The following is a 20,790-nucleotide window of genomic DNA, read 5'->3' on the forward strand; positions in this document are numbered from 1 at the left end:
GGCGCGTGATACGGCAGGATCATGAACCAGATCCCCGACAAAGCACAGATCCTGCAATGGATCACCGACAACCCCACCCTGACCAACAAGCGTGACATCGCCAAGGCGTTCGGGATCAAGGGGGCCGCGCGTATCGAATTGAAACGCGTGCTGAAAGAGCTTGAGGCCGAGGGGCACCTGCAAAAGCGGCGCAAGACCTATCGCGATTCCGATGGCCTTCCGCCTGTGACGGTTCTGCAAATCCTGCCACCTGATGAAGATGGCGATCAATTCGCACTGCCGATGGAATGGCACGGGGACGGCGAACCGCCGCGCGTTCTCTATGTCGCGGAAAAGGGCGCGATGGCCCTGAAAACCGGCGACCGGATTCTTGGACGGCTCAAGGCCGTCAAGGCCGAGGATCACGCCTATGAGGCCCGTTTGATCCGCCGCATCGGCACCAACCCGCACCGCATTCTGGGTATCTTCCGCAAATCGGCCGAGGGCGGGCGCATCGTGCCCATCGACAAGGGCGCGGACAAGGAATGGACCGTCGCCCCCGGTGCCACGATCAACGCCAAGGATGGCGAACTGGTCGAGGCCGAGCAATCTGGCCCCAAGGGTCGCATGGGTCTGCCGCGTGCGCGGGTCATCAACCGTCTGGGCGATCCGACCGCGCCGCGCGCCGTGTCCCTGATCGCGATCCACCAACACGGCATCCCCGATGATTTCCCTGACACCGTGATGGCCGAGGCCGACCGCGCCCGCCCTGCCGGTCTGGGCAAACGCGAAGACCTGCGCGACATCCCCCTGATCACCATCGACCCTGCCGATGCCCGCGACAAGGACGACGCGGTTCTGGCGATCCCCGATGACGATCCCGAAAACCCCGGCGGGTTTATCCTGTGGGTCGCGATTGCCGACGTGGCGCATTACGTCCGTCCGGGCAGTGCGCTTGACCGCGAGGCGCGCAAGCGCGGCAACTCAACCTATTTCCCCGACCGCGTTGTGCCGATGCTGCCCGACCGGTTGTCGGGCGATCTGTGCTCGCTGCACGAGGACGTCCCGCGCGCCTGTATGGCCGTTCGGATGAAAATCAACGTAGACGGCGAAAAGATCAGCCACCGCTTTACCCGCGGTTTGATGCAATCGGCGGCGTCTCTGGCCTATGAAGAGGTGCAGGCCGCCATCGACGGCAATGTGACCGAACGCACCGAACCGTTGCTGGATGAGGTGATCCGCCCCCTTTACGACGCCTACGCCGCGCTGAAAAAGGCGCGTGAGGTACGTCAGCCCTTGGACCTCGACCTGCCCGAACGGCGGATCATCCTGAACGAAGACGGCAAGGTGGATTCGATCGCGTTTAAGGACCGGTTGGACGCGCATAAGCTGATCGAAGAGTTCATGGTGCTGGCCAATGTCGCCGCCGCCGAGGAACTGAACCGTCTGCGCCGCCCGCTGTTGTTCCGGGTGCACGAAGAACCCGCGCTGGACAAGCTCGACGCCCTGCGGGAGGTCGCGGGCGCATCGGGCTTTACCCTTGCGAAGGGGCAGGTGTTGCAGACGCGGCATTTGAACGGGCTGCTGAACGCGGCGGCGGAGTCCGAGTTCGCCGAACTGATCAACATGTCGACCCTGCGCTCGATGACGCAGGCCTATTACAGCCCTGATAACTATGGGCATTTCGGTCTGGCCTTGCGCAATTATGCGCATTTCACCTCGCCCATCCGACGCTATGCGGATTTGATCGTGCACCGCGCGCTGATCCTTGGGCATGGCTGGGGTGACGATGGTCTGTCGCCGGATGAAATCGAGATTCTGTCCGAAACGGCCAAACAGATTTCGGATAATGAACGTCGTTCAATGGCCGCAGAACGCGACACCACCGACCGCTATCTGGCGGCCTATCTGTCCGAACGTGTAGGCAATGAATTTGGCGGTCGGATTTCGGGCGTCACGCGGTTTGGCGTGTTTGTGCGGCTGGACGAAACCGGCGCGGATGGCCTGATCCCGATCCGCGAGTTGGGCAACGAATTCTTCCATCACGACCCCGAAACCCAGACCCTGACCGGATCACAAAGCGGCATTGAAATCGGGCTGGGTCAACGGGTTCTGGTGCGCCTTGCCGAGGCCGTGCCGGTGACCGGTGGTCTGTCGCTGGACCTGTTGGAACTTGAGGGCGCGAAACTGCCCAGTGGGCGGGGACGCGGCGGCAACCGTCGCGGCAAGGGTCCCGTGCGCCGTAAGGAAAACAAGGCCAAGGCAAAGACCGCCAAGGCCAAGCGCAAGGTCGTGCGCAAACGGCGTTGATCCGCCGAACACTTGGATGTTTCTTGCGTGGCGGCGTTGCTGCGCTAGACTGTCTAAAAAAGCAGTTACAGGCGTTTCAGGTGTTCACATGGGCTTTGCCATCAAAACCGCAATCGCGGCCGTTCTGGTCGGATCATTCTGTTCGGGCGCATTCGCGGCCGGGCTTGAACGGGCGTTGCGCCCCCTGCCACGGCCCGACGCAGGGACAGGTGGCGCCGTGATCGAACAGGCCTCGGCAAATCAGGCGTTCGACCGCTGGATCGCGGGGTTTCGTGGCCGCGCGTTGAACCAAGGGATCAGCCCCAAGGTGTTCGACACGGCGTTCAAGGGCATCAAGTACAACACCGATGTGATCCAGAAGGACCGCAACCAATCGGAATATACGCGCCAGATCTGGGACTATCTGGACAGCGCGGCCTCGCCCACGCGGATCGAGAACGGTCAGGCGGCGTTAAAGAAATACCGCCGTCAGTTGGACGCGATTGAACGCACCTATGGCGTTGAGAAAGAGGTCGTCGCGGCGGTCTGGGGGTTGGAGAGCGCCTATGGCGAGTTCCGTGGTAATATCCCGACGATTGAGGCCTTGGCGACGCTGGCCTATGACGGACGGCGCGGCAAGTTCTTTGAGGGACAGCTGGTCGATGCGTTGAAAATCCTGCAGGCGGGCGATGTGTCCGTGCGTCGAATGACCGGATCATGGGCCGGTGCGATGGGCCACACGCAGTTCATCCCGTCCAGCTATCTGGCCTATGCGGTGGATTTCACCGGCGACGGGCGACGCGACATCTGGGACGACAATGACCCGTCGGACGCGCTGGCCTCGACCGCCGCCTATCTCGCGCGGTTCGGTTGGGTCAAAGGCATGCCGTGGGGGGTAGAGGTGCAACTGCCGCGCGGGTTTGATTACGGGTTGTCCAGCCGCAAGATCCAGAAGATGCCGTCGGACTGGGGCGCGTTGGGTGTGCGGGATATGAACGGACGCACGGTGCGCGATTTCGGCTCGGCGTCGATCCTGTTGCCCGCCGGATCGCAGGGCGCGGCGTTCATGATCTTCAAGAATTTTTCGGTGATCGAACGCTATAACGTCGCGGATGCCTATGTGATCGGGGTGGGGCATTTGTCCGACCGTCTGGCCGGTGGACCCGCCATTCAGGCCGCATGGCCGCGTGGGTACAAACCCCTGTCGTTCAACGAAAAGAAAGACATGCAAAAGCGGTTGGTCAAGCTGGGCTTCCTGGATGACAAGATTGACGGGATCATCGGTCCCAACACGATCAATGCCATCCGGTCCTTCCAGATCAGCCGCGGCGTGACGCCGGACGGCTATCCGTCAGAGGAGTTGCTGGCCCTGTTGAAACGACAGTGACGCTTTGTGAACGTCGTTCATGTGGCGATGTTCCGGTTGAGTATTTTTGCCAAGATGAAGAGGCTAAGCCGCGTTTAGAAGCGGGCGGAGAAGGGCGAGAGGGTGGCGGCGTAGCGTGAGGCGCATTGCGGCGTAATCCTCGACGATCTCTTCGCCCTCGGTCATTTCGGGCAGGGTGACGGTTGGTTCAACGATGCCCTCGCCGTCGAGGTCGGCGGCAAAGAGTGGCAGGGGTTTTGGAGCGGTCAGGGCGCGGGCCTGCCAGAGCGCCTGACGACGGGTCAGGCCAAGGCCGTGGAATGCGTCCGCTTCGGCCAATAGGGTCAGCAGGCGCGACGACAGGCCCGCGCGACGCCAGACGTCATCGACCGAGTGAAAGCCGTTGGCGCGGGTGGCGGTGATCCATTCGGCCTCATCCTGTGGGAGGCGCGTGATCTGGCGAAAGCCGAGGCGCAGGGCGAGGCCACCCTGATCATCCGGTTCCATCGTATTGTCCCAATAAGAGCGGTTGATGCAGAGCGGGCGTACCTCGACCCCGTGTTCGCGGGCGTCGCGGATGATCTGGGAGGGCGCGTAGAACCCCATCGGTTGCGCGTTCAGCAAGGCGCAGGCGAAGATCCCCGGGTGGCGGCATTTGAGCCATGCGCTTGCATAGACCAAGAGGGCGAAACTGGCGGCGTGGCTTTCGGGGAAGCCGTAGCTGCCGAAGCCTTCGATCTGGGAGAAACAGCGTTCAGCAAAGTCACGGTCATATCCGTTTTGCGCCATGCCGCGCAGGAAACGGGTGCGAAAGGTGCTGACGTTGCCGTGCTTTTTGAAGGTCGCGAGAGAGCGGCGCAGGCGGTCGGCCTCATCGGGAGAAAAGCCTGCGCCGGTGATGGCGATCTGCATCGCCTGTTCCTGAAACAGGGGCACGCCAAGGGTTTTGCCCAGCACGCGGCCAAGGTCGTCCGAGGGGAAGTGCACATGTTCCTCACCGTTGCGGCGACGCAGATAGGGGTGGACCATGTCGCCCTGAATAGGGCCGGGGCGGATGATCGCGACCTGAATGACGAGGTCATAGAAGCTGCGCGGGCGCATGCGGGGGAGGAAGTTCATTTGCGCGCGGCTTTCGACCTGAAACACGCCAAGGCTATCGGCGCGGCAGAGCATGTCGTAGACCGCCGGATCCTCGGGCGGGAGGCGATCGAGCGTCACCGTATGGCCCAGATGTTGGCCGATCAGGTCGAAGGCCTTGCGGATACAGGTCAGCATCCCGAGGGCCAGCACGTCGACCTTGAGTATGCCCAGCGTGTCGATGTCGTCCTTGTCCCAGCAGATCACGGTGCGTCCGTCCATCGCGGCGTTTTCAATCGGGACCAGTTCGTCGAGGCGGCCCTCGGTGATGACAAAACCGCCCACGTGTTGGCTTAGATGTCTTGGGAAGCCTTGGATTTCGTCGATCAGACGCAGGGCGCGCAAGAGGCGGGTGTCGGTCGGATCAAGACCGATTTCGCGCAGGCGCGTGGCGGACATCTGGCCGAGGCTGCCCCAGCTCCAGATTTGGGAGGCCATGGCGGCAAGGATATCCTCGGACAGGCCCATGGCGCGGCCGACCTCGCGGATGGCACGTTTGCCGCGGTAATGGATCACCGTGGCGCAGAGGCCCGCGCGGTGGCGACCATAGCGGTCGTAGATGTATTGGATGACCTCTTCGCGGCGTTCGTGTTCGAAATCCACGTCGATGTCGGGTGGTTCGTCGCGGGCCTCGGAGACGAACCGTTCGAACACCATCGTGCCGACCTCGGGTGAGACGGACGTAACCCCAAGAGCATAGCACACGACCGAGTTTGCCGCCGAACCGCGCCCTTGGCACAGGATGTTGCGGCTGCGGGCGAATTCGACGAGGTCGTGCACGGTCAGGAAATAGGGCGCATAGCCGAGCTTGCGGATAAGGGTCAGTTCATGGTCCAGCATGGTGCGCGATTTTTCGGGCACGCCGTTTGGATAGCGGGCACGCAGACCCGCGCGGGCAAGGCGGGTCAGGCGGTCATCCGGCCCCTCACCCCCCGCGATTTCGGACGGGTATTCATAGCGCAGCATATCGAGTTCAAAGGTGCAGCGATCCGCGATCAGCAGGGTGCGGGCGATGGCGTCCTCATATCCCGCGAACAGGGTGGCGATTTCGGTGGGGCTGCGCAAACGGTGCTCGGCATTGGTGAGGGCGTCGCGGCCCAGTTCTTCGATCCGTTTGCCGGTGCGGATCGCAATCATCACGTCGCGCAGGTGGCGACGTTGCGCGGTGTGGATCACCGGTGCACCCGAGGCGACGGTGGGGAGGGTGAGCTTGCGGGCCAGCGCGTTCAGATGGGCAAAGCGGGACGGGTCGCGTCCGTCATAGAGCGGGGTCAGCAAGAGAGACACGTGATCGCCAAAGCGGCGCGCCAACCGTTGCGCCCGTGACGTCCACAAGCCCGCGCCGCAGATCGCCGTTTCGCCGGTGGTGCGCAGGGGTTGGATCAAAAGCTCGGCCCCATCGGCCCATTCCATCAGGTCATCGAAATGGAGGTGACACTCGCCCTTATCCGCGCGGCGTCGGCCCAGTGTGATCAGCCGCGACAACCGCCCCCATGCCGCACGATCACGCGGCAGCATCGTCACCGAAAACCCGTCCTCTAGCACGATCCGCGTTCCCGCGATCAGGCGCGGCACGTGGTAGATCGGGGCCGAGGGTGGGCGCGGGATATGCGCGGGACGGGGTGGGCCAATCGGGTTGCGGTCAGCCTGTTTGCGCACCTCGACCTGATGCGCGATATCGCGCGCCGCCGCAAAGGCACGCACGATCCCCGCCACGGAATTGTGGTCGGCAATTGCAATCGCCCTGATCCCCAACAGTGCCGCGCGGTGCATGTATTCCTCGGGGTGGGAGCCGCCGGTCAGAAACGTGAAATTGGACAGGGCGGACAGTTCGGCATAATCACCCATTGTTCACCTTTTGTTCGATACCTTTGATCGCCTACCCCACCTGATTCTGTCAAGATCATCGGGAATTCGCCGGTGAACACGCACATTTCTTGAGGATTTCGTCGACAATCTGTAAACATGGGACACCCAAGGAAAGAGCAGATCGTGACTGACACTCCCGCCCCGAAATCGACCCAAGACACGGCCATCGTGTCCTCGGCCCATCTGGCACCCGTGACCGGCGATGGCTGGCAGCTAAGCGAGCTGGAATACGCGATGACGATGACGTTTCACGCGTTTCAACGCTGGATGACGCATTGCATGAAGGCGGTCGGGTATAACGATTTCAACCCCTTGGACATTCTGGTGCTGCACCACATCAACCACCGCGCCAAGGAAAAGCGACTGTCGGATGTGGCGTTCGTTTTGAACATCGAGGACACGCACACGGTCAATTATGCGATCAAAAAGCTAGTCAAGGCCGAGCTGATCGAGGGGCGCAAGATCGGCAAGGAAATCTTTTATTCCACCACGCAGACCGGTCAGGATGTGTGCATCGAATACGGTAAAATCCGGCAGGCGTGTCTGTTGGACGCGGCAAGCGCGAATGGGCGCGATTTTGACGAGATCAGCCATATCGCCCGCGCGCTGCGCAATATCTCGGGCCTGTATGATCAGGCGTCGCGTTCGGCTGCGTCGCTATAGACGCGCGGCGTCCAGACGGTCCTGAAACGCGTACCACCGTGTCGCGATCCGCGCGGCCAGCGGGGCAAAGGCGCGCATCGGCACGGGGTTGAACGGCAGATCGTCAAAGGCGGTTTCGCCGCCCCGTTGGCCCAGCATCCGGCGCGCGACCTGACGCCCAAAGAACACCGACCGCGTGATCCCCGACCCGCCATAGCCCCCCGCATACCAAAGGCCGTCGATTTGCCCCAGATGCGGCGCGTGATCCAACGTATGGGCCACCTGCCCGCGCCAGATAAAGTCGGGCGTTTCATCGGGCAGGTCGGGAAAGATGTCGCGCGCCTGCGCCATCAGCTGTCGCGCGCAGATGTCCGTGCGCCCCGTCCGGCCCGTTGTCCGCCCGCCAAAAATCATGCGCGTGCCATCCGGCGTGGGGCGATACCACAGGAACACGCGCTTGGTCTCCCCAAAGATGCGGCCCGACGGGGACATGGATTGAACGGCGTTCAAATCCATCGGTGCGGTGGCAATCGCGCTGACCCGAATGGGGATCACACGGTCGCGCATCTGGGCCGTGGCGGCGTCGCTATAGGCGTTCGTGGCGACCAACACCTGCCCCGCGCGGCAGGTCCCGTTCGGGTGGCGCAGGGTCACCGCCCCGCCCACGCGCGAAAGGTCCGTGACCGGCGTGCCCTCAAACACTTGCCCGCCAGCGGCGATGAACCGGTCGACCAGACCTTGGATCAACTTATGCGGCTGGATCGCACCGTCGTTGGGGTAGAGGATGCCGCCATAATACCGGTCCGATCCGATTTCACGGTGCTGCTCGGACTGAGGGATCATGTGAAATTCCAACCCGATCGCATCGCGCAGGCGCGCAGCCTCTGCCGCCGTGGCGTCATAATCGGCGGGCGTGGCCATGCCGCGAAACCGTCCGCACATGGTCAGATCGCAATCAATCCCTTCGGCCCGCACAAAGTCGGTGAACATGGACAGGGCGCGCAGGCCCTCGGCCTGAATATCATGCGCGCGCTCTTGGCCATATTGCGCGGCCAGACCGGCCAGCCCCAATTTATGAAAGCTGGGCCCGATCATACCGCCACAGCGCGACGATCCCCCCGCGCCGGCCTGTGCGGCCTCAAAAATCGCGACGGAATGCCCCGCGCGGGCAAGGTGGATACCGGCGGACAGGCCCGTAAACCCCGCGCCGATGATGGCGATATCGACCGTATCGGGGACGTCACCCGCCGCGATTGGCGCCAAGGGCACGCCGTCCTGCCAATAAATCCGTTCGCCCATTTATCCGTGCCTTGCCAGAGGGTTGTGTGACGCAGGCTTGGCCGATTTTGCGCGATGTTCAAGCGGGAATTGCAGCGCAGGGTGCGATCAATATTCGGCCTCACACGCGGCGCCATTCATGCAGGCAATCGCCTGATCCAACTGCGCCTCGGCCACATGGGGTAGCACGGCAAAGGCGCATGGTCCTTCGGACACAGACAGGGTGCCGTCGGGGGAGCGCGCCGCAAAAATCAGAACCGGTTGATCGGCGGGGACGCGCGCGCACCAGATGCCGAGACAGGTTTCGGTGACCGTGATGTCAGCATCGACCGGCACGGTGAACCCGTCCATCGCTGCGCCCATCCCGTCAAACCGCGCGGTGAATGTGACATCCGCACGCGACATCCCGTCGGCGGTTTCGGTGTGCGGCGGCATGGCGTCGCCATCAAAGGACAACGCGCCATAGAGCATCACATAGGTGTCGTCGCGGGAGTTGAATTCGACAAAGCTGTTGACCGGGCTGGGGCGCATACAGCTGAGCGCGTGCGCAGGGCCGGTCAGGGCGGCAAAGCAGGCCGTCGCAAGCGCCACGGCCCGCCGGATCATTGGCCCGCCTCGGGGGTCAGTTGGGCCACGACCTGCGCGTAGACCTCGCGTTTGAACGGGACGATATTCGCGACCAGTTGATCAGGGGCCAACCACGTCCATTCCGAAAACTCGGGATGATCGGTGTCGATATTGATCTGATCGTCGCAGCCGTTGAACCGCATCCGGAACCATTGCTGTTTCTGGCCGCGATAGCGCCCTTTCCAGACCTTGCCGACCAATTCAGGCGGCAGATCATAGGTCAGCCAATCGCTCGTCTGCTCCTCAACCGTGACCAGGTCGGCGGTCACGCCGGTCTCTTCCCACAGTTCGCGCAGGGCGGCGGTTTTGGGGTCTTCGCCATCGTCGATGCCGCCTTGGGGCATTTGCCACGCGGCGACATCGCTATCCTTGCGTTGACCCACGAACACCTTGCCATCCGCGTTCATCAGCATGACGCCAACGCAGGGACGATAGGGCAGATCGGTCTTGGACGTGTCGGACATGAACGCCGTTCCTTAGTTGCCACTGCCCAGCGCGGACAGACCTTTCAGGATGTCGACCGCATAGGCCAGTTGATAGTCCTCTTCGCGCAGTTGGGCGGCCTCTTCGGCCTTGCGCTGTTCCTCTTGGGCCTGCAGGCGCTCATCCTCGGTCATCGAATCGTTGGACAGGCTGCCGCGCAGATCGGCCTCGGACCGCGTGGTGCGGGCTTCGGTCTCTTCCGCGTCCTCACCAGGCAGGCGCAGGGGCTGTTGTACGACGATATCGGGCGACACGCCCAGCGCTTGGATCGAGCGACCCGACGGCGTGTAATAGCGCGCCGTGGTCAGGCGCATCGCGCCGTTTCCGGCCAGCGGCATCACCGTCTGGACCGAGCCCTTGCCGAAACTCTTGGTGCCGACAACGATTGCGCGGCGGTGATCCTGCAACGCACCGGCGACGATTTCTGACGCCGAGGCCGAACCGCCATTGATCAGCACGACCAGTGGCTTGCCGTCAATCAAATCGCCCTCGTTCGCGTTGAACCGGCCACTGTCCTGCGGGTCACGACCACGGGTGGACACGATCTCACCGGCATCAAGGAAGGCATCGGACACGGCAATCGCTTGGTTCAACAAACCACCGGGGTTGTTGCGCAGGTCCAGAACAACGCCGTTCAGGTTGTCGATCCCGCCCAGTTCCTCAATCGATTTTTCCAGTTCCGCCTCAAGGTTCGGGTAGGTCTGATCGTTGAACGTGGTGACGCGCAAAACGGCGGTGTTGCCAACCAGACGCGAGCGCACAGCCGTCAGTTTGATCGTATCGCGCACGATGGTGACATCGAACGGTTCTTCCGCACCTTCGCGCACCACGGTGATGATGATTTCCGACCCGACGGGGCCGCGCATCAACTCGACCGCCTCATCAAGGTTCAGGCCAAGGACGCTTTCGCCATCGACATGGGTGATGAAATCGCCCGCCGCGATACCGGCCAGATCGGCAGGCGTGCCATCAATCGGCGAGACAACTTTGACAAAGCCCTCTTCCTGCGTGACCTCAATCCCCAGACCGCCGAATTCACCGCGCGTCTGCACCTGCATGTCGTCGAAATCCTGCGGCGGCAAATAGCTGCTGTGCGGATCAAGCGAGGTCAGCATCCCGTTGATCGCGGCCTCGATCAATTCGGCGCTGTCGACCTCTTCGACATATTGCGCACGGATGCGTTCAAAGATGTCGCCAAACAGGTCCAGCTGTTCATAAACCGTGCTCTCCGGTGCCGCCTGTTGCGCCAGCAGCGGACCCGCGAATTGCGTTGTCACAACTGCACCGGCCAAGGTGCCCCCCAAAGCGGCCATTACGAACTTTTTCATGCAGGTCATTCCTTTTTCGTCCTGAACCACACGGCGGGATCCACCGGCGTATTGTTCCGTCTAATTTCCATATAGAGCGTTTCGGGCCGTTCTGCACCCGTTCCCTGTGCCGCGGCGCTCAAAAACACGTTGGTTTGGTCGACTTGCCCACCCATCAGGCCCAAAGGCGCGCCCGCCGACAGAACCTCACCCGCCTCGGCAAAGATCTGATCCAGACCACCCAGAACGACCAACGTATCACCGGCCGGTTCAATGATCATCACCTGACCGAAATCCAACAATGGCCCCGCATAGCGCACCGTGGCCGCCGTCGGTGTCGTGACCAAGGCCTGCGGCCCCGTCGCGATCAACCACCCCGGACGCGCGACACCGGCGGCGTCGGCCTCGTTCATGGCGCGCAACAACGTGCCCTGCACCGGCCATGGCAATTGGCCCTGAAGGTCCTCAAACCGGCTGGCGGGGGGCAGAACATCCTGATCGGTCAGGCCCGATAGACCGCTGGCAAACCCTTCAAGCGTGTCCGTGCTCTCTAGCAACTCCAACAGCTTCTCGGGATCGGCGGCATAGCGTTCCGGCAGGTCCGTGCGATCAGAAATCGCTTGGCTTAGGGCGGTGCGGGCGGCCTGTGCACCGGTTAGGCCGGTCAATAGGGTGTCCTTGGCGTCCTCTTGCAACTGGCGCAGGACCGTCACCTCGGACAGGGTCGCCGCGATCTGGTTCGCCTCGGCCTGCAAGGCGGGCGTCACATCGCCCAGCATCATACCGGATCGAACGGTCCCCAACGGCCCCGACGGGTGCAGCAACAAAAACGTCTCGGGGGACCCTTGGATCGATCCCAGAACCCCCACCATCTGCATGATCCGTTCGCGTTTCAGGTCCAGTTCGCGCACTAGAACCTGTTCGCGGATGGCAGCACGGCGCAGACCCTCACGCAGCGCGATCAGGCCCTCCTCATAGGCCTGAACGGTTTGGGTCAGGGCGGCCACGCGATCCCGCGCGCCCTCGGCATCCTGCAACGCGATGCCCGCACGGTCCAACTGTTGCGCGGCGCGACGTGCCGTTGAGACCGGGTCGACCTGCGCCATAACCGGCAGCACCGCCACCAGCCAACAGCCCACGATCATCCCCAGTCGTTTGATCATGATTGGATCAGGCTCTGCCCTGTCATTTCCTCGGGCTGCTCCAGCCCCATCAGGGCCAGAACCGTCGGCGCCAGATCCGACAGACGCCCGTTTTTCAACATCGCGCCCGCAGGTCCGCCCACCATCACAACCGGTACAAGGTTCAGCGTATGCGCGGTATGCGGCCCACCGGTTTCGGGATCGACCATGGTTTCGCAATTCCCGTGATCGGCGGTCACAATCATCGCGCCCCCCACCTCGGCCAGCGCGTTCAGGGCCTCACCCAAACCGCTATCCACCGCCTCACAGGCTTTGATCGCGGCGTCCAGATCACCGGTATGCCCGACCATATCGGGGTTCGCGTAATTCACCACGATCAGGTCATAGCCGCCCTTGATCGCCTTGACGAAATTCTCGGTCACCTCTGGCGCGCTCATCTCGGGCTGCAGATCATAGGTCGCGACCTTGGGCGACGGGGCCATATGGCGATCCTCACCCTCTTCGGGGGTCTCTTTACCGCCGTTCAGGAAAAACGTCACATGCGGGTATTTCTCGGTCTCGGCCAAACGGAACTGACGCAGCCCCTGTTTCGCCACCCATTCGCCCAGCGTGTTGACGATCGACCGCTTCGGATAGGCGGTGGTCATGTACCCGTTGTGACCCTCGGAATATTCCACCATCCCCAACAGTGCCGACAGGTTGGGCCGCGTGCCGGTTTCGAAATCCGCAAACCCCGGCTCACCAATGGCACGCAGAATCTCGCGCGCACGGTCGGCGCGGAAGTTCAAACAGAACACACCGTCGCCATCCTTGATCCCCGCCGGATCGTTGATGACGCTGGGCAGGATGAACTCGTCCGTTTCACCGCGTGCATAGGCCGCCTCAACCGCCTGCTCGGCCGAGGTGCACTCTTCTCCCATGCCATTGACCATGGCGTGATAGGCAAGGCTAACGCGTTCCCACCGGTTGTCACGATCCATCGCGTAATAACGCCCGATGACCGATTCAATCACCGCCCCCTCGGGCAACTTGGACACGAACTCGGCCATGAACGCATCCGCCGATTTCGGCGCCACATCGCGCCCGTCGGTGATGGCGTGGATCACCACCGGCACGCCTGCATCGGTGATCATCTTCGCCGCGGCCAGAACATGGTTCAGATGCCCATGCACCCCGCCATCCGAAATCACCCCCATCAGGTGGGCGCGACCCCCTTTGTCTTTCACCTTGGCAATGAAACTCAAAATCGCATCGTTCTGGAAAAAACTGCCGTCTTCGATAGCGAGATCGATCTGGCCCAGATCCATCGCCACAACGCGGCCCGCGCCGATATTGGTGTGGCCAACCTCGGAATTGCCCATTTGACCGGTGGGCAGTCCCACATCGGGACCATGGGTGATCAACTCGGCATTGGGACAGTCACCCATGATCCGGTCAAAGTTCGGCGTTTGGGCCAGCGCGGGCGCGTTCGCGCCGGTCTCAAGGCGTTTGCCCCACCCATCCAGAATACACAGAACTACGGGTTTGACTGTCGACATCGCGCTTCCCTCTTGGATCGTTGCCCTGTTTCTAGGACCCGCCGCGCGATTGGACAACCGCCGTTTTACCTAGGCGCGGTGATAGGGCGATCCCGACAGGATGGATGCCGCCCGATAGAGCTGTTCTGACAGCATCACGCGCACCAACATATGCGGCCAGACCATTTTGCCAAAGGACAACGAGAAATCCGCGCGGGCCCGCAATTCGGGGTCAATCCCGTCTGCACCGCCAATGATGAACGCCAAATCCGAACATCCACCATCGCGCCACCGGCCCATGGTCTGGGCAAAATCGGGCGACGTTATCAGTTTGCCGCGCTCGTCCATGGTACAGATCATCGCGCCCTTGGGGATCACCCGATCCAAAAGCGCGGCCTCGGCGGCCATTCCGCCGCCTTTTTTATCCTCGACCTCATGGATTTGCACAGGCCCAAGCCCAAGTGCCCGCCCCGTCCGGTCGAACCGTTTCAGGTAGTCATCAATCAAATCGCGCTCGGGGCCGGTACGCAACCGACCCACCGCGCAGATGTGTACACGCATCAGTTCTGTGTCGGTGCGGCCCCGCCAACCGGCAGCCACATCTTTTCGATCTGGTAGAACTCGCGCACTTCGGGACGGAACACGTGGACAATCACGTCACCCGCGTCGATCAGAACCCAATCGCCCTGACCCTTGCCCTCGACCTTGCAGTGCCGTCCGAACTTTTGTTTCAGACGATCGGCCAGCTTTTCCGAAATCGCGCCAACCTGACGCGAAGAACGGCCCGAACACACGACCATATGGTCCGCCATAGCCGATTTGCCGCGCAGATCGATCTGCACGATTTCCTCGGCTTTGTCGTCGTTCAGGGACTCGATGATTTCGGCCAAAAGCAGTTCGCTGGTGGCTTCGATGGGCGGCGTCGTCATTGGGGCGCCCGCTGCGGCATTGCTGGGTGCCGCATCCGCTTGATGAGACAGGACATGGTCCTCCTAAGATAAACGCCGATATCCCCGGCGCTGGATACCTCAAAAATAGCACCGCACGCGGGGAATCTCAACCAACCGTATCGTTCGCCTGTTGGGATGTGTTCAACAAGGTGACTTCGCGCTGTGGGAAGGGGATGGAAATGCCATGTTCCTGAAAGCTATCCCACAGGCCCAGATAGACCGCGCCCTTGACGTTGGTCAGGCCCGCAGACGGGTCAGAAATCCAGAACCGCAGGATATAATCCACCGAACTATCGCCAAAACCGACGATATGACAGACCGGCGCGCGATCCTTCAGGACACGCCCCACACCCGCCGCAGCGGCCACCGCCAGTTCCCGAACCTTGTGCGGATCATCGTGATAAGAGGTGCCAAAAAAGATGTCCAAACGCACGAAATCATTGGTGTGGGACCAATTCACCACCTGATTGGTGATCAGGTCTTCATTCGGAATCAGGTATTCCTTGCCGTCCCGCGTGACCACGGACACGTACCGTGCGCCAAGGGCGTTGATCCACCCGAACGTATCGCCAAGGGAAATCACGTCGCCGGGCTTGATCGACTTGTCCAGCAGGATGATCACGCCAGACACAAGGTTCGACACCACCTTTTGCAGACCAAAGCCCAGGCCAACACCAATCGCACCCGACAGAACCGCCAGACCGGTCAGGTCGAACCCAACCGCCTTGAGCCCGATAAAGAACGCAGACCCATAGAGAATCGTTTGCACGATCTTGATGACCAGAACCTGCATGGATGGGGAAATGTCGTCGTTCCCCCGCAACCGCGACGCCGTGGTTTGCGACGTCACCCGCGCCAGCGTCAGCAAGACACCGGTCACGAACAGCGCCTTGAACACGATCAGGGCCGAGATGCGGAAACTGCCAAACGTGACCGCGATATCATCCAGAAACGCCGACACATCCCCCGACAGTCCAAGGATATAGATCGTCGCATAGGCCCACAGGACCCATGTCACCACCTTGCGCAGGAACGGGTTGCGCACCAATCGCGCCGCCAGCCCGACCAGCAACCACGCGGTCGCCAATGTCGCCACCACCCCGATCAGATAGCTGCGAGAGGGCCATGTGGTTTCACGCATGATCCATGTCGTGCCCCACGCCAGAATGACGAACAGGATCAACCGCGTGCGCCGGTGCAGCACCAACAGCGCCCGCAACCGCCATTTCGGCCAGCCCTCAAGTTCGCGCATCTGATCGCGCAGGCGGGGCATCAGAACCCAAGACGCCCCTTGGGCCAGCGCCAGCAGGGCAATGATGATGAACACCTGATATTGCCGCCATCCGGGTGTCAGCAGGCTCTCGGCGAACCCGACGGCCTGTGCACCGAACTGTGCAATCTGGTTCAATAGGCTTGCGGCGTCTGCTTCCATGATGTCCCCTCTCGCCTTTGATGATGGGGCGAGGTCCCCCCTATGGCAAGCGCCACCTCTTGCGAGACTCAGTTCAAAAGAGTATCTGAACGCGCATGAAACGGATTTTCGACATGGACGACCGCGCCCGCCTACCTTGGCGGTTCTTTGGCGCGACGCTGACGGTTCTGGCACGCCTATAAGGCAGTGCCCTCTTTTTCCATTTCACTTCCTAGTACCTGAAACACCCGCGGGAGAGGACCGATATGACCGCCCCGAAGACACTCTATGACAAAATCTGGGACGCCCATGTGGTAGACCAAGCCGATGATGGCACCTGCTTGCTGTACATCGACCGCCACCTTGTGCACGAAGTCACCAGCCCCCAAGCCTTTGAAGGTCTGCGTATGGCAGGCCGCAAGGTGCGCGCGCCGGAAAAAACCATCGCTGTGCCGGACCACAACGTGCCGACCACGCTGGACCGCGCCGATCCGGAAACCATGACCGAAGACAGCCGCATTCAGGTGGCCGCGCTGGACAAGAACGCCAAGGAATTCGGCATCAACTATTATCCGGTGACTGACGTGCGTCAGGGCATTGTGCATATCGTTGGACCCGAACAGGGCTGGACCCTGCCCGGCATGACCGTTGTCTGCGGCGACAGCCACACCGCAACGCACGGTGCGTTCGGCGCGCTGGCCCACGGGATCGGCACCTCCGAGGTGGAACATGTTCTGGCCACCCAGACCCTGATCCAGAAAAAGTCCAAAAACATGAAGGTCGAGATCACCGGCAAACTGCGCCCGGGTGTGACCGCCAAGGACATCACTCTGGCCGTGATCGGCGCGACCGGCACCGGTGGCGGCACCGGCTATGTCATCGAATATTGCGGCGAAGCGATCCGCGATCTGTCGATGGAAGGCCGCATGACCGTCTGCAACATGGCGATTGAGGGCGGCGCGCGCGCTGGTCTGATCGCACCGGACGAAACCACCTATGAATACGTCAAGGGCCGTCCCCACGCCCCCAAAGGCGCCCAGTTCGAGGCGGCTCTGGCGTGGTGGAAAACACTGTTCACCGACGAAGGTGCGCATTTCGACAAGGTCGTCACCCTGAAAGGCGAAGAGATCGAGCCCGTCGTAACCTGGGGCACCTCGCCCGAGGACGTTCTGCCGATTTCCGGCGTCGTTCCCGCACCCGAGGATTTCAAAGGCGGCAAGGTCGAGGCGGCCAAGCGTTCGATCGAATACATGGGTCTGACCGCCGGTCAGAAACTGACCGACATCGCAATCGACACCGTGTTCATCGGCTCCTGCACCAACGGCCGGATCGAGGATCTGCGCGCTGCTGCGGAAATCCTGAAGGGCAAAAAGGTCAAGGACGGCATGCGCGCCATGGTCGTACCCGGTTCGGGTCTGGTCCGTGCACAGGCCGAAGAAGAAGGTCTTGCCGACATCTTTAAAGAGGCCGGTTTTGAGTGGCGCATGGCCGGTTGTTCCATGTGTCTGGCAATGAACCCCGACCAGTTGGCGGAGGGTGAGCGCTGTGCCTCGACCTCGAACCGCAACTTTGAGGGTCGTCAGGGCTATAAGGGTCGTACGCACCTTGTTTCGCCTGCGATGGCCGCCGCCGCAGCCATCACCGGTCACCTGACCGATGTTCGTGAGTTGATGTAAGGATCTGATGATGAAAAAGACGATCCAAATCGTTTCCTTTGGTGCGCTGTTGGCCGTTGCGGCCTGCGGCAGCACCACCGCGGACTTTGCGTCGAACAAGTTCACCTTTGAACAAAAAGACGGTGCGCTTGTCGGTGCCTATGGCACGGATTGGACCAAAGACGAGGTCCAAAATTACCTCGTCGCTGAATGCTCCAGCCGCGCACTCGGCAGCTACGTCGAGCAAGTCCAGCCGACCGGAACCGTCACCTTTACCGCAACGTGCGCTTGATGCCGGACAGAAAGGCAAACTGAATATGGAAAAGTTTGAAACAGTCACGGGCATCGCTGCCCCCATGCCGCTGGTCAACATCGACACGGACATGATCATCCCCAAGATCTTCTTGAAGACGATCAAACGGTCCGGTCTGGGTGTGAACCTGTTTGACGAGATGCGCTATGACCGTCAGGGCAACGAAATCCCCGATTTCGTCCTGAACAAACCGCAGTACCGTGAGGCCTCGATCCTCGTTGCCGGTGATAACTTTGGCTGCGGCTCGTCGCGTGAACACGCGCCGTGGGCTCTGGCCGATTTCGGCATCAAGGTCATCATCTCGACCTCCTTCGCGGACATCTTCTATAACAACTCGTTCAAAAACGGGATGTTGCCGATTGTCTTGCCGCAGGAACAGGTCGACGCCCTGATGAAGGACGCCGAAAAGGGGGCAAACGCCCGCATGACCGTCGATCTGGAAAACCAGATCATCACCAGCTCGGACGGCGAGGAATTCCCGTTCGAGGTCGACGCGTTCAAAAAGCACTGCCTGCTGAACGGTCTGGATGACATCGGTCTGACGATGGAGAAGGAATCGTCGATCACCACCTTTGAAGGTGCCGCAGCACAGGCGCGCCCCTGGGTGTGACCAGATTAAGGCGGCCCCTTGGGCCACCTAGTCAAAAGTATACAAAATCTAGCGCCCTCCCATACGGAGGGCGCTTTTTTGATAACTTTTTGATGTAAAGTCGCGACACTTTCTCCACGAAATTGCCCGAAAGCTTTTGTCTTATTTAACAAGTTGTTGCTGAACATTGTGAAAGTAGGCAAAAATTGGGCAAGATTGAGGCGCCGCGCCATAATTTGCGGAACACCAAATGGAACAAGGACTTGGCAATGCACCAGGTCAGTCCGGGTTGGGGAACGAAGGCAGTGATTTCACATGCGACAGGCGTGATTGCGCGCGCATTTCTGGTCGTGTTGCTGATTGCAACGCCGTCCTTGCTGTTGCCGACGGTGTCGTCGGACGTGGCACAGGTCGTTGCGCTGGCCGCTATTCTGGCGGCGGGTCTGGTGATCTTTGAATACACCGCCACCTATCCCGGCCTGATCGAATTCCGCGACGCCCCGCCGTTCAACCGCATCCGCTTTGGTGCGATGTTCATTTCGGTGTTTCTGGTGTCCGTTGTTTGCCGGTCGCAGATTGATCCGAACGTCCCCAATAGCTTTGTCGCGGCGGTTGGCATGCTGATGGGGCATGTGATGGACTTCCCCTATAGCCCCGTGCACCTGTTTTTGTTGATGCTGCCCGATGACACGCCCGGTCAGACGGTGAACATCACACGCTCGGCCGCCGGTCTGGCCTATGTGGTCTCGATCGCGTCGATTGCCGCGTTTTCCATCGTGCTGCGCCTCTATAACTGGCCGCTGCGCAACGGGAACTTTAACGTGTGGGTGAACCTGCCGACCTTTGACCCGACCACGGGCGGGGATGTGGTGGAGCGCTTGCAACGGGCGGCGCGCGTTAACCTTTTGTTAGGCTTCTTGCTGCCATTCCTGTTTCCGGCGGGCGTGACACTCCTGACCAGCATGGTCGACACGCTGACGTTTGAGAACTCGCATACCCTGATCTGGACGGTGACCGCATGGGCCCTATTGCCAGCAAGCCTGTTCATGCGCGGCATCGCGGTGCAACGCATCGCGCATCTGATCTGCGAACAGCGCCGCCAGACCGAGGCGTTCATCGCCGATACTGGGCTACAGCCTGTCTGATCCTGTGGGCGTGGATGGGCGCGGCGTGGGCCGAGCCGATCCGCATCGCCACCTATAACATCGAACTGTCCCGTCGCGCGCCCGGCCTGTTGATCCGTGATTTGCGCGACGGCAAAGATCCCCAAGTCGCCGCCGTTTTGTCCGTGATCGCCCATGTGGCGCCGGATGTGATTGTGCTGCAGGGGATTGATTACGATTACGGCGGGGTCGCGGCGGCGGAGTTGCGCACGGCCCTGTCTGACGCCAGCCACGACATGCCACATGTATTCACGCGCCCGCCCAACGCGGGGCTCCGCACGGGGTTGGATCACACCGGCAATGGCTACACCGACAATGCGGGCGACGCCCAAGGATACGGGCGCTTTACGGGTGAGGGCGGCATGGTCGTCCTGTCGCGCTATCCCATCACGTCCTTTGTCGATTTCACCGAATTCTTGTGGGCTGACCTGCCCGATGCGGATTTGCCGACGCACCCCGATGGCACGCCCTTTCCGTCCGCCGCGGTGCAGGCGATCCAAAGATTGAGCAGCGTGTCGCATTGGGACCTGACCATCGACACGCCGGACGGCCCTCTGCATCTGTTGACCTACCACGGCACCCCGCCGGTTTTTGATGGTCCCGAGGACCGCAATGGCCGCCGCAATAAGGATGAGCTGTTGTTCTGGACCCGCTATCTGAACGGGGACCTGCCGTTCGTGCCGCCAACGGGGCGCTATGTTCTGGCGGGCGATGCAAACCTTGATCCCGATCGTGGCGATGGCCAAAGCCACGCGATGACGGCGACCCTGTCGGGCGGTCTGTTCACCGATCCAGTGCAAACCGGCGCGGACGGGGCGACCTATACCGCGGATTGGCGCGAAATCGGTGTCGGGTTGATGCGGGTCGATTATGTCCTGCCCGCGCCCGACCTGCGCGTCACAGACGGCGGTGTGTTTCGCCCCGCCGATCCCGAATGGGCCGACACGGTCGCGCGCGCATCGCGTCACAATCTGGTCTGGCTGGACGTCGAAATGCCCCGTTAAACCGCAGATACCTTGACCATATGGGGCCAAGCGGATAGGCGAAGGCAACCCTTGGACAAAGGATATCTG

General features: G+C 61.5%; 18 protein-coding genes. 8 read left to right on the top strand and 10 right to left on the bottom strand.

Annotated features, from left to right (window positions below):
- Positions 1-21 precede the first annotated feature (21 nt).
- Together rnr and R1W00_RS13045 are read left to right on the top strand one after the other, a co-directional pair.
- Entirely contained in the window at positions 22-2,289 is a 2,268-nt protein-coding gene (gene rnr / locus R1W00_RS13040; protein WP_317263190.1) for a ribonuclease R, read from the top strand.
- An 88-nt stretch (positions 2,290-2,377) separates the two neighbouring features.
- The gene (locus R1W00_RS13045; RefSeq protein ID WP_317263191.1) at positions 2,378-3,655 is read left to right on the top strand and encodes a lytic murein transglycosylase; all 1,278 of its coding nucleotides are present in this window, start codon (positions 2,378-2,380) and stop codon (positions 3,653-3,655) included.
- 63 nt (positions 3,656-3,718) lie between these two features.
- On the opposite strand, the gene R1W00_RS13050 is transcribed toward R1W00_RS13045, so the two are convergent.
- Positions 3,719-6,619, bottom strand: coding sequence for an error-prone DNA polymerase (locus R1W00_RS13050; RefSeq protein WP_317263192.1), 2,901 nt, complete (start codon positions 6,617-6,619; stop codon positions 3,719-3,721).
- 144 nt (positions 6,620-6,763) lie between these two features.
- On the opposite strand from R1W00_RS13050, the gene R1W00_RS13055 reads away from it, so the two are divergent.
- The gene (locus R1W00_RS13055; RefSeq protein ID WP_317263193.1) at positions 6,764-7,303 is read left to right on the top strand and encodes a winged helix DNA-binding protein; all 540 of its coding nucleotides are present in this window, start codon (positions 6,764-6,766) and stop codon (positions 7,301-7,303) included.
- Here the strand turns inward: R1W00_RS13055 and R1W00_RS13060 are convergent.
- From R1W00_RS13060 to R1W00_RS13100, 9 genes are all read right to left on the bottom strand, one after another.
- On the bottom strand, positions 7,298-8,581 hold the full coding sequence (locus R1W00_RS13060; protein WP_317263194.1) for an FAD-dependent oxidoreductase: 1,284 nt from the start codon (positions 8,579-8,581) through the stop codon (positions 7,298-7,300). The genes R1W00_RS13055 and R1W00_RS13060 overlap by 6 nt on opposite strands.
- Before the next feature lie 87 nt (positions 8,582-8,668).
- Positions 8,669-9,166, bottom strand: coding sequence for a hypothetical protein (locus tag R1W00_RS13065; protein ID WP_317263195.1), 498 nt, complete (start codon positions 9,164-9,166; stop codon positions 8,669-8,671).
- The gene (locus R1W00_RS13070; RefSeq protein WP_317263196.1) at positions 9,163-9,651 is read right to left on the bottom strand and encodes an RNA pyrophosphohydrolase; all 489 of its coding nucleotides are present in this window, start codon (positions 9,649-9,651) and stop codon (positions 9,163-9,165) included. The genes R1W00_RS13065 and R1W00_RS13070 overlap by 4 nt, the downstream gene beginning before the upstream one ends.
- Positions 9,652-9,663: 12 nt before the next feature.
- On the bottom strand, positions 9,664-10,998 hold the full coding sequence (locus R1W00_RS13075; protein ID WP_317263197.1) for a S41 family peptidase: 1,335 nt from the start codon (positions 10,996-10,998) through the stop codon (positions 9,664-9,666).
- Positions 10,999-11,003: 5 nt separating this feature from the next.
- Complete coding sequence (locus R1W00_RS13080; protein WP_317263198.1) at positions 11,004-12,140, bottom strand: murein hydrolase activator EnvC family protein; 1,137 nt, start codon at positions 12,138-12,140, stop codon at positions 11,004-11,006.
- Complete coding sequence (gene gpmI / locus R1W00_RS13085) at positions 12,137-13,657, bottom strand: 2,3-bisphosphoglycerate-independent phosphoglycerate mutase (RefSeq protein ID WP_317263199.1); 1,521 nt, start codon at positions 13,655-13,657, stop codon at positions 12,137-12,139. Before gpmI ends, R1W00_RS13080 begins: the two co-directional genes overlap by 4 nt.
- Positions 13,658-13,726: 69 nt before the next feature.
- Positions 13,727-14,197, bottom strand: a complete 471-nt coding sequence (gene rlmH / locus R1W00_RS13090; RefSeq protein WP_317263200.1) for a 23S rRNA (pseudouridine(1915)-N(3))-methyltransferase RlmH — start codon at positions 14,195-14,197, stop codon at positions 13,727-13,729.
- Positions 14,197-14,565, bottom strand: a complete 369-nt coding sequence (gene rsfS, locus R1W00_RS13095) for a ribosome silencing factor (RefSeq protein WP_317263201.1) — start codon at positions 14,563-14,565, stop codon at positions 14,197-14,199. Before rsfS ends, rlmH begins: the two co-directional genes overlap by 1 nt.
- Before the next feature lie 127 nt (positions 14,566-14,692).
- A complete protein-coding gene (locus R1W00_RS13100; protein WP_317263202.1) occupies positions 14,693-16,018 on the bottom strand; it encodes a mechanosensitive ion channel family protein in 1,326 nt (441 codons plus the stop codon).
- Between the two features lie 245 nt (positions 16,019-16,263).
- Here R1W00_RS13100 and leuC point away from each other — a divergent pair, with 245 nt between their 5' ends.
- The 5 genes from leuC to R1W00_RS13125 all read left to right on the top strand — a co-directional run bounded on the left by leuC (position 16,264) and on the right by R1W00_RS13125 (position 20,721).
- A complete protein-coding gene (gene leuC, locus R1W00_RS13105; RefSeq protein WP_317263203.1) occupies positions 16,264-17,673 on the top strand; it encodes a 3-isopropylmalate dehydratase large subunit in 1,410 nt (469 codons plus the stop codon).
- Between the two features lie 10 nt (positions 17,674-17,683).
- Positions 17,684-17,944, top strand: a complete 261-nt coding sequence (locus R1W00_RS13110) for a hypothetical protein (RefSeq protein ID WP_317263204.1) — start codon at positions 17,684-17,686, stop codon at positions 17,942-17,944.
- Between the two features lie 25 nt (positions 17,945-17,969).
- On the top strand, positions 17,970-18,575 hold the full coding sequence (leuD, locus tag R1W00_RS13115) for a 3-isopropylmalate dehydratase small subunit (RefSeq protein WP_317263205.1): 606 nt from the start codon (positions 17,970-17,972) through the stop codon (positions 18,573-18,575).
- A gap of 305 nt (positions 18,576-18,880) precedes the next feature.
- Entirely contained in the window at positions 18,881-19,699 is an 819-nt protein-coding gene (locus tag R1W00_RS13120) for a hypothetical protein (RefSeq protein ID WP_317263206.1), read from the top strand.
- 14 nt (positions 19,700-19,713) lie between these two features.
- Positions 19,714-20,721, top strand: coding sequence for an endonuclease/exonuclease/phosphatase family protein (locus R1W00_RS13125; protein WP_317263207.1), 1,008 nt, complete (start codon positions 19,714-19,716; stop codon positions 20,719-20,721).
- Positions 20,722-20,790: the final 69 nt, after the last annotated feature.

It is taken from the genome of Rhodovulum sp. FJ3, from assembly GCF_032918305.1.
Taxonomy (GTDB): Bacteria; Pseudomonadota; Alphaproteobacteria; order Rhodobacterales; family Rhodobacteraceae; genus SAT37.